Genomic DNA, 6,503 nt, shown 5'->3' on the forward strand with positions numbered 1-6,503 from the left:
GTATACGGAAGGCTGGCGCGCCAGCCCTTTTGTGCGGCGCACCATTGCAATACAGCAGTCCACGGATAGAATCGCAGCAGACTGATGAAAACTCGCCCAGGGCCTCGGAAGCATTTCCGATTGCCTGTCCGGCTGAATAATCTTGCGGAAAGGCGAAATAACTTAATGAGCAGGTTACTATCCACCAGCGACGTCGCCTCAAGCCAACGCCTCGACTACTGGAACAGCATCCTGGAAAATGAATTTCCCGGGATGTCGGTTTCGGCCGCAAGAAACATCAGCGCGAGTTGGAAGACGCGGACGATCGGCGCCTTTCGTGTTATGCGCATCAACTCTCAAAAAGCGCGCATTCATCGATGGCAATCAACGACGCCGGACCCTGAATACGGACGCAGCATTGCCCACATAGTAAGCGAAGGAACCTGCCTGGCGTTCAGAGAAGATGCGGCAGGGTTGATAAACACGGGCGATCTCGCAATTGGCGCGGCGGGAGCGCCTTACGGACTTAACATTTCCGATCGGAACGTCGCGATTACCATTGAATTCCCAACAAACTTGCTGAGCATTAACATTCCCGCAGAAGGAAGGCTCATTGCAAGATCGGAATCGGTCAAACGGCTTCATGATTTCGCCTTGACGGTTCTGGATGACGAATTCAACGTGTTTCATGATGAAGAGAATGCAGAAGAGTGCATCTCGGGCGTCTTTTCAGCGCTGTTACATACATGCGCCGAAAATACGGCGGCGGCCATGGACGATGACGTTTTCCTTTGCAGCCGTATATTAGAATTTGTCGAAAACTCTCTTCGGGATAATACGCTTCGCACGAATATGATCGCCAGACATTTGTCGGTTTCGCGCAGACAGGTCCAAAGGATTTTCGCAATGCTCGGCGTAACGCCGTCTCAATATATCCTAACCCGGCGCGCCAACCTGGCGGCGTTCATGCTTCGCTCCCCGTCATTCGGCGGCACGGTGACCGACATTGCCATGGAGGCCGGCTTCAGCGACGCCGCCCATTTTTGCCACAGTTTTCGCAGAATTTTCGGGGTAACGCCAACCGAATACGCCAGATTGCACCGCGACAACTGATTTTGCGTTCTGAGGTTTCGATTGAAATACCCCCTGCTTGCGCGTGTTTCGCGGAAGTAGCCCCGTTCTCAACAACTTGGAGTATAGTTTTTCGTAATCTGCCTGAGAATTGATAGACGCCCCGGCCTCCTCACATTCTCTCTTGTCTGCATTGCGCCCGGTAAGCGTGTGCAAATAAATCCTGTGAACAATTATGCACACGAATGATATCTTCGAAATAAGCGGTCGTATCAATATCAATCAGCGTGTCCGTTTCGCGAATCGACGGCATAGCCGGACACAGCGCAATAAGACATCCAGATGACATGCAAAAGCTTTCGAACGCTGCAATTGCGGACAGTTCACGGTGCACAAGACGAAATAAAGCGTCCCGCGATGCTTCGTCGCCAGACCTGCTCGCAACAAGCAGCGACTGTATTTCCGCATAGGTTGTAGAATGCCCGCTCATATCCCAGCACTGCTTGCAGACCCAGGCCATGCAACCGGCATTACTGGACCATCCCCGCCCTCACCATAACGATTAGAAGATGCGGAGCAAGACTCTCCTCAGGCGCTATTTAGAAAACGGGCGCCCCGCCGAAACCGGATTCTCCAATAGCGCAGCGACTCAAGCGTCCATACTTATCTGGCGAAGGAGATACAGCCTCGAAGGCAGTTTCAGACCCTCTTGGTAATTGACACATGGCTGTCCAAATCCACCGACAACTCAAGAAATGCGAACCCGGCAGTCGCCGTCGCGCCGAGCCGTTCTCTGAATATTGTCGGGGGCAGGACGATCCTCGAATTCACCCGGTCATTATCCAGCGCGTCGTCCGCGCCATTACCGGAAGCGCAATCGGAAGCCGCAGATCACGCCGGATCGACAACTATCGAAAAAACCTATCGCCTGCGAACTATTCTGTGTGCACGCATACTGCACACGTCGCCTCGTAAATCGCTGAAAAAATTCAACAGTCCGTATCATCCATCAATGACTACGCCAACAGCCATTATCATATCCACGTACAAGGAATTACCTGTAAGCGATGCCAGATCATTAGTCGCTTTCTCGGCGCCGGCGCATCGACTGGAGGTCCGTCGAAACATTGGGCGATTTTCATCCATACCGCGGCGTTTGCCCTGGTAATGGCCGCCCCGATTCAAGCGCATACCGAATTATCCGCCGAGGAGATATAGCGCCTTCACCGAACAGGTCTGCAGCGCCCGATCGCGCATTACTGGGAGCGCCCGCGCGCCTCGATCGGCCAGAGATCGACGACCCGGTCGCCGCGCACCACGTGATAGAGGTCGTAGAGATTGACCGTCGGATCGCAATGCGGGACCGAACAGGTGACGACATCCCCGAGTCCCGGCCCGGGTCCGTCGAAAGTCAGCCCGCCCTGCTCGTCGCCATAGAAAAAATAGCTCATGGGCTGCGCGCCTGACGATACGATGCACGGCGTGTCGGCGTCCGTAGCGAAAGCCTTGTAGCCGGCGTCGACCGTGGCGAGGCCCGCATGGTTCGCGCTGATCACCGTCGTCTGGACAAATAGCGCGGCGCGGAACGGCGGCGCTTCGTCCGCTTTGACCCAAACATCCTCATACTGGCTGTCCATAAAAGGATAAGACCCGGGCTGCAACTCCGTCAGCAAGCCCATTTCAGCATCGATCTGCATACTGCCCGTGCCGCCGCCCGTATAGATCGGAACTTCGATGTTCCTGTCGCGCAAAGTTTGCTTCAAGGCCGCCAGCGGCGCCATGGCTTCTTCAAGCGCAGCCCTGCGCTCTGCATAGCCGGCGACATGCATGAGATGGCCGGCATAGCCCTGCACGCCTGCAAATTCGAGGGCGGAATTCTCGAGGATGGCGTTCACCAGCATCGCGGCGGCGTCGGGCGTGGCGGCCCCCGTGCGGCGCAGGCCCACATCGATATCCACAACAAGTTTCATGCGTTTGCCGGAGGCCTCCGCCGCCGCGGCGATCCTCGACAGGGGATCGGGGTGATCGACCACGGCGAGCAAATCATCGACGCGGGCATTCAGCGCAACAAGCCTTTCAATGCCGGCGTCGGTAACAATCGGCGAGGTCACGAGAAGCCCGCTGACGCCGCCTTGCGCAAGCGCCTCCGCCTCGCCGAGCTTGGCGCATCCCTGGCCCACGGCGCCGGAGGCGATCTGGCGGCGTGCGACATTGACGCAACGGTGGCTTTTCGCATGGGGCCGGAACGAGATCCCGTTTTCCCGACAAAACGAAGCGGCGGCGGCGATGTTCGCCTCGAACGCATCGAGATCAAGGACAAGCGCGGGGGTCGGAATGCGCCAGCGCCCGCCCGGCGCGCCGATCAGTTCCTTGCCGTCAGAATTCAACATCGCCGATCCATCCTAATTCGCCGAATGCGTCATTGCTCGTGCGGTCGAGCGCCAGAGGCGCGACCGATACATACCGTTCAAGATACGCCCTGACATCGCCGTCCGGCATGTCGTTCACAGCCGCCATACGGGGCGCGTAAAGCACTGCGCCGTCTTCCTGTTCGCTTGCGTCAAATCCGGCGACAGCGACGCTTAACCCGCGCGACGGGACGATCACGACGCCTCGCGGGTCCACAGGGATGTTGACGTTCAACATCACGCCCTGCGGCAGTCCATATTTGAGAACCCTATCGGCAAACTTACGCGTCAGCGCCGCGGAGAAAGCGAAATCATCGTCATAGGCGGCGTCCTGCGACACAGCAATCGCCGGCGCACCGCGCACAAGCGCCTCCATGGCGGCGTTGACCGTGCCGGAATACAGATTCGCCAAACCGGTGTTTTCACCTCGATTGATCCCGGCGATGACGAGATCGAACGGCGCCCCGCCCGACAGCGCCATAATCCCCAACCCGGCCGCCTCGGCTGGCGTTCCTTCAACGGAATAGCCCTCGCCGTCCTCGCCGATCTGCACGCGCCGCACGACAATTCCAGCGCCCGGGATAGGCCCCGAGCGGCTGATGCGCGGAAAGCATGTCGTTATAAGCGGTGACGATGGCGATGTTCGGCCCGCCGCCTTTCGCAAGCGCGCGTTTTTCATCGGCCCCGCAGGCCGCGGCGGCGTGCGCAAGGTTTCCACACGATACGTGCGAGCGATGCGGGCCTTCCGAGGCGGCCGCGCGCATCTGTTTCAGATACGCCTCGCGCGTCTTCCGGCTTTTCTCGCGCACGCGGTCCGTCACCCGCGCCAGAACGTCATTCAGTTTCGCCACAGAAACTCCTTCGCCAAGCCCTTCACGGGGCCCAGCATACAGACAAATCGGGCCGCATGCGGATAATCGCGCGAACAGGCATGTCTTCGACCGGCCCGGCTTTTAACGCCTGCTCGAATACGCTTCGCTTTTCCACGCCCGTCATCAATAAACAGATATAATGCGCTTCGCTAACCGCGCCGAGTGTCAGCGTCATGCGATCGAGATGCTCTCCGGTCACGGCGCTTTTTTGCGCTTTCACCGCCGCAAGGCGCACGCCGCCGGCGTCAAGCGCACGACCGAGGCCCTGCGCATGAGGAAACCACGACGCCGTATGCCCGTCCGGCCCCATGCCGAGCACGACCACATCGAAAGATCCTTTCACTGTTTCATAGCGGGCTTCCGCCGCGGCCAAGCCTTCCGCCGGGGTCGGCGCATCGGACCACATCCCCACAAAGCGAACATCCGCGGCCCTGTTTTGTTGCAGCTTGGCGCACACGAAACTTTCATTCGAGCCCTCTTCGCCCGGCGCGACCCAGCGTTCATCCACCAAGGCCGCCGTCACGTTCGCCCAATCGAGATCGCGTTTCGACAAAGCCTCGTAAAGGCCCGCCGGCGTCGACCCGCCGGAAAGCGCCATCGCCGCCCCGCCCCGCTCTTCGAGCGCCCGGCGCAAGCGGTCTGCAACATCACCGGCAAGTTGCTCCGCCATGTCATCGCGCGAGGCAAAGTCGATCCGTTTCACCTCAGACGCCCTCGAACCATTCGCGCCCGTCCCGGTCGAGCATCATCGCCGCCTGAGCCGGGCCTTCCGTTCCGGCAGCGTATGCGTAAGCCGGCGTGCCGTCGGCCTCCCACGCCTCAAGAATGCCGTCGACCCAGCGCCACGCCGCCTCGACTTCGTCGCGCCGCATGAAAAGCGCGAGATCGCCGCGCACCACCGCCATCAAGAGCCGCTCATAAGCGTCCGGATAGCGCGCCTTGAATGCGTCGGCGTAAGAAAGGTTCAACGGCACATAGCGAAGACGCATGCCGCCCGGCCCGGGATCCTTGGTCACCAGCAACAACCGCACGCCCTCATCGGGCTGCAACCGGATGACCATGCGCGTCGGCGGCAAGGGCCCGCCGTCATTGATGAGCGCGTGGGCGACTTCCTTGAACTGAATGATAATCTCCGAACGCCGGTCTTTCATGCGTTTGCCGGTGCGCAGGTAAATCGGCATGCCCTTCCAGCGCCAGTTGTCGATATTGGCTTTGATGGCGACGAAGGTTTCGGTCGTGCTTTCAGCGCCCAACTCTTCGGCGTAACCCGGCGCCACTTCGCTGTCCGCGGCGCCCTTGCCGTACTGGCCGCGCACCGTTGTCTGGCGCGCATTGTCTTTCGTGATCGGCCGCAGCGCGCGCAACACCTTGATCTTTTCATCGCGCAGCGTGTCCGGCGAAAGGTCGAGCGGCGGCTCCATGGCGACGAGACATAAAAGCTGCAACAGATGGTTCTGCACCATGTCGCGCAGAGCCCCGGCCTTGTCGTAATAGCTGGCCCGCCCGCCCGCGCCGATGGATTCAGCCACCGTGATCTCGATATGATCGATGGCGTTGGCGTTCCACACCGGCTCGAAGAGCGAGTTCATGAAACGCAGCACGATCAGGTTCTGCACCGTCTCCTTGCCCAGATAATGATCGATGCGGAAAATCGACTCTTCCTCGAAGACCGCGCCCACCGCCTCGTTGATGGCGTGCGCGCTTTGAAGATCCGTGCCGATGGGCTTTTCAAGAACGATGCGCGCGCCGGGCGACTTCAATCCCGCCGCATCGATATTGGCGCTGACGGCGCCGTAAAGGCCGGGCGCGAGCGCGAGATAAAACACCCGCTGCTTGTCTTCTCCGCCGGAGAGCAGGTCTTTCAGCCGGGCCCAGCCCTCGCCGCCCTCTTTGACCGCGTCAAGCTCCGCATAATAAAGCTGGCTTGCGAAAGCCGCCCATTCGCTGTCGTCGATGATCTCATCGGGATGGAATTTGCGGAAACTTTCGATCGCCAGCTTGCGGAACGCGTCATCATCCATGGCCGTGCGCGATACGCCGACGATTTTCGATTCCGCCGGAATCTGGTTGTCGCGCCAGCGGTGAAACAACGCCGGAATGAGCTTGCGCAAAGACAGATCGCCCGCCGCCCCGAACACAACAAGATCGAAAGCGGTCACCGGAATGAAGTGCG

At 59.6% G+C, this 6,503-nt stretch carries 7 protein-coding genes; 1 reads left to right on the forward strand and 6 read right to left on the reverse strand.

What is annotated here, in order from left to right; all coding sequences use genetic code 11:
* Nucleotides 1–165 precede the first annotated feature (165 nt).
* Complete coding sequence (locus CW354_RS19755; RefSeq protein ID WP_165793855.1) at nucleotides 166–1,092, forward strand: helix-turn-helix transcriptional regulator; 927 nt, start codon at nucleotides 166–168, stop codon at nucleotides 1,090–1,092.
* A gap of 130 nt (nucleotides 1,093–1,222) precedes the next feature.
* On the opposite strand, the gene CW354_RS23220 is transcribed toward CW354_RS19755, so the two are convergent.
* The 6 genes from CW354_RS23220 to zwf all read right to left on the reverse strand — a co-directional run bounded on the left by CW354_RS23220 (nucleotide 1,223) and on the right by zwf (nucleotide 6,495).
* Entirely contained in the window at nucleotides 1,223–1,570 is a 348-nt protein-coding gene (locus tag CW354_RS23220) for a hypothetical protein (RefSeq protein ID WP_133162393.1), read from the reverse strand.
* Nucleotides 1,571–2,306: 736 nt separating this feature from the next.
* Nucleotides 2,307–3,440, reverse strand: a complete 1,134-nt coding sequence (locus tag CW354_RS19760) for a DSD1 family PLP-dependent enzyme (RefSeq protein WP_104831774.1) — start codon at nucleotides 3,438–3,440, stop codon at nucleotides 2,307–2,309.
* Complete coding sequence (gene surE, locus CW354_RS19765; protein ID WP_165793856.1) at nucleotides 3,427–4,020, reverse strand: 5'/3'-nucleotidase SurE; 594 nt, start codon at nucleotides 4,018–4,020, stop codon at nucleotides 3,427–3,429. The genes CW354_RS19760 and surE overlap by 14 nt, the downstream gene beginning before the upstream one ends.
* The gene (locus CW354_RS23565; RefSeq protein WP_165793857.1) at nucleotides 3,974–4,309 is read right to left on the reverse strand and encodes a hypothetical protein; all 336 of its coding nucleotides are present in this window, start codon (nucleotides 4,307–4,309) and stop codon (nucleotides 3,974–3,976) included. The genes surE and CW354_RS23565 overlap by 47 nt, the downstream gene beginning before the upstream one ends.
* A gap of 22 nt (nucleotides 4,310–4,331) precedes the next feature.
* Complete coding sequence (gene pgl / locus CW354_RS19770) at nucleotides 4,332–5,033, reverse strand: 6-phosphogluconolactonase (protein ID WP_104828002.1); 702 nt, start codon at nucleotides 5,031–5,033, stop codon at nucleotides 4,332–4,334.
* Nucleotide 5,034: 1 nt separating this feature from the next.
* Nucleotides 5,035–6,495, reverse strand: coding sequence for a glucose-6-phosphate dehydrogenase (zwf, locus tag CW354_RS19775; protein ID WP_104830763.1), 1,461 nt, complete (start codon nucleotides 6,493–6,495; stop codon nucleotides 5,035–5,037).
* Nucleotides 6,496–6,503: the final 8 nt, after the last annotated feature.

Origin of the sequence: Hyphococcus luteus (genome assembly GCF_002943565.1) — a bacterium.
Classification (GTDB): Bacteria; Pseudomonadota; Alphaproteobacteria; order Caulobacterales; family Parvularculaceae; genus Hyphococcus; species Hyphococcus luteus.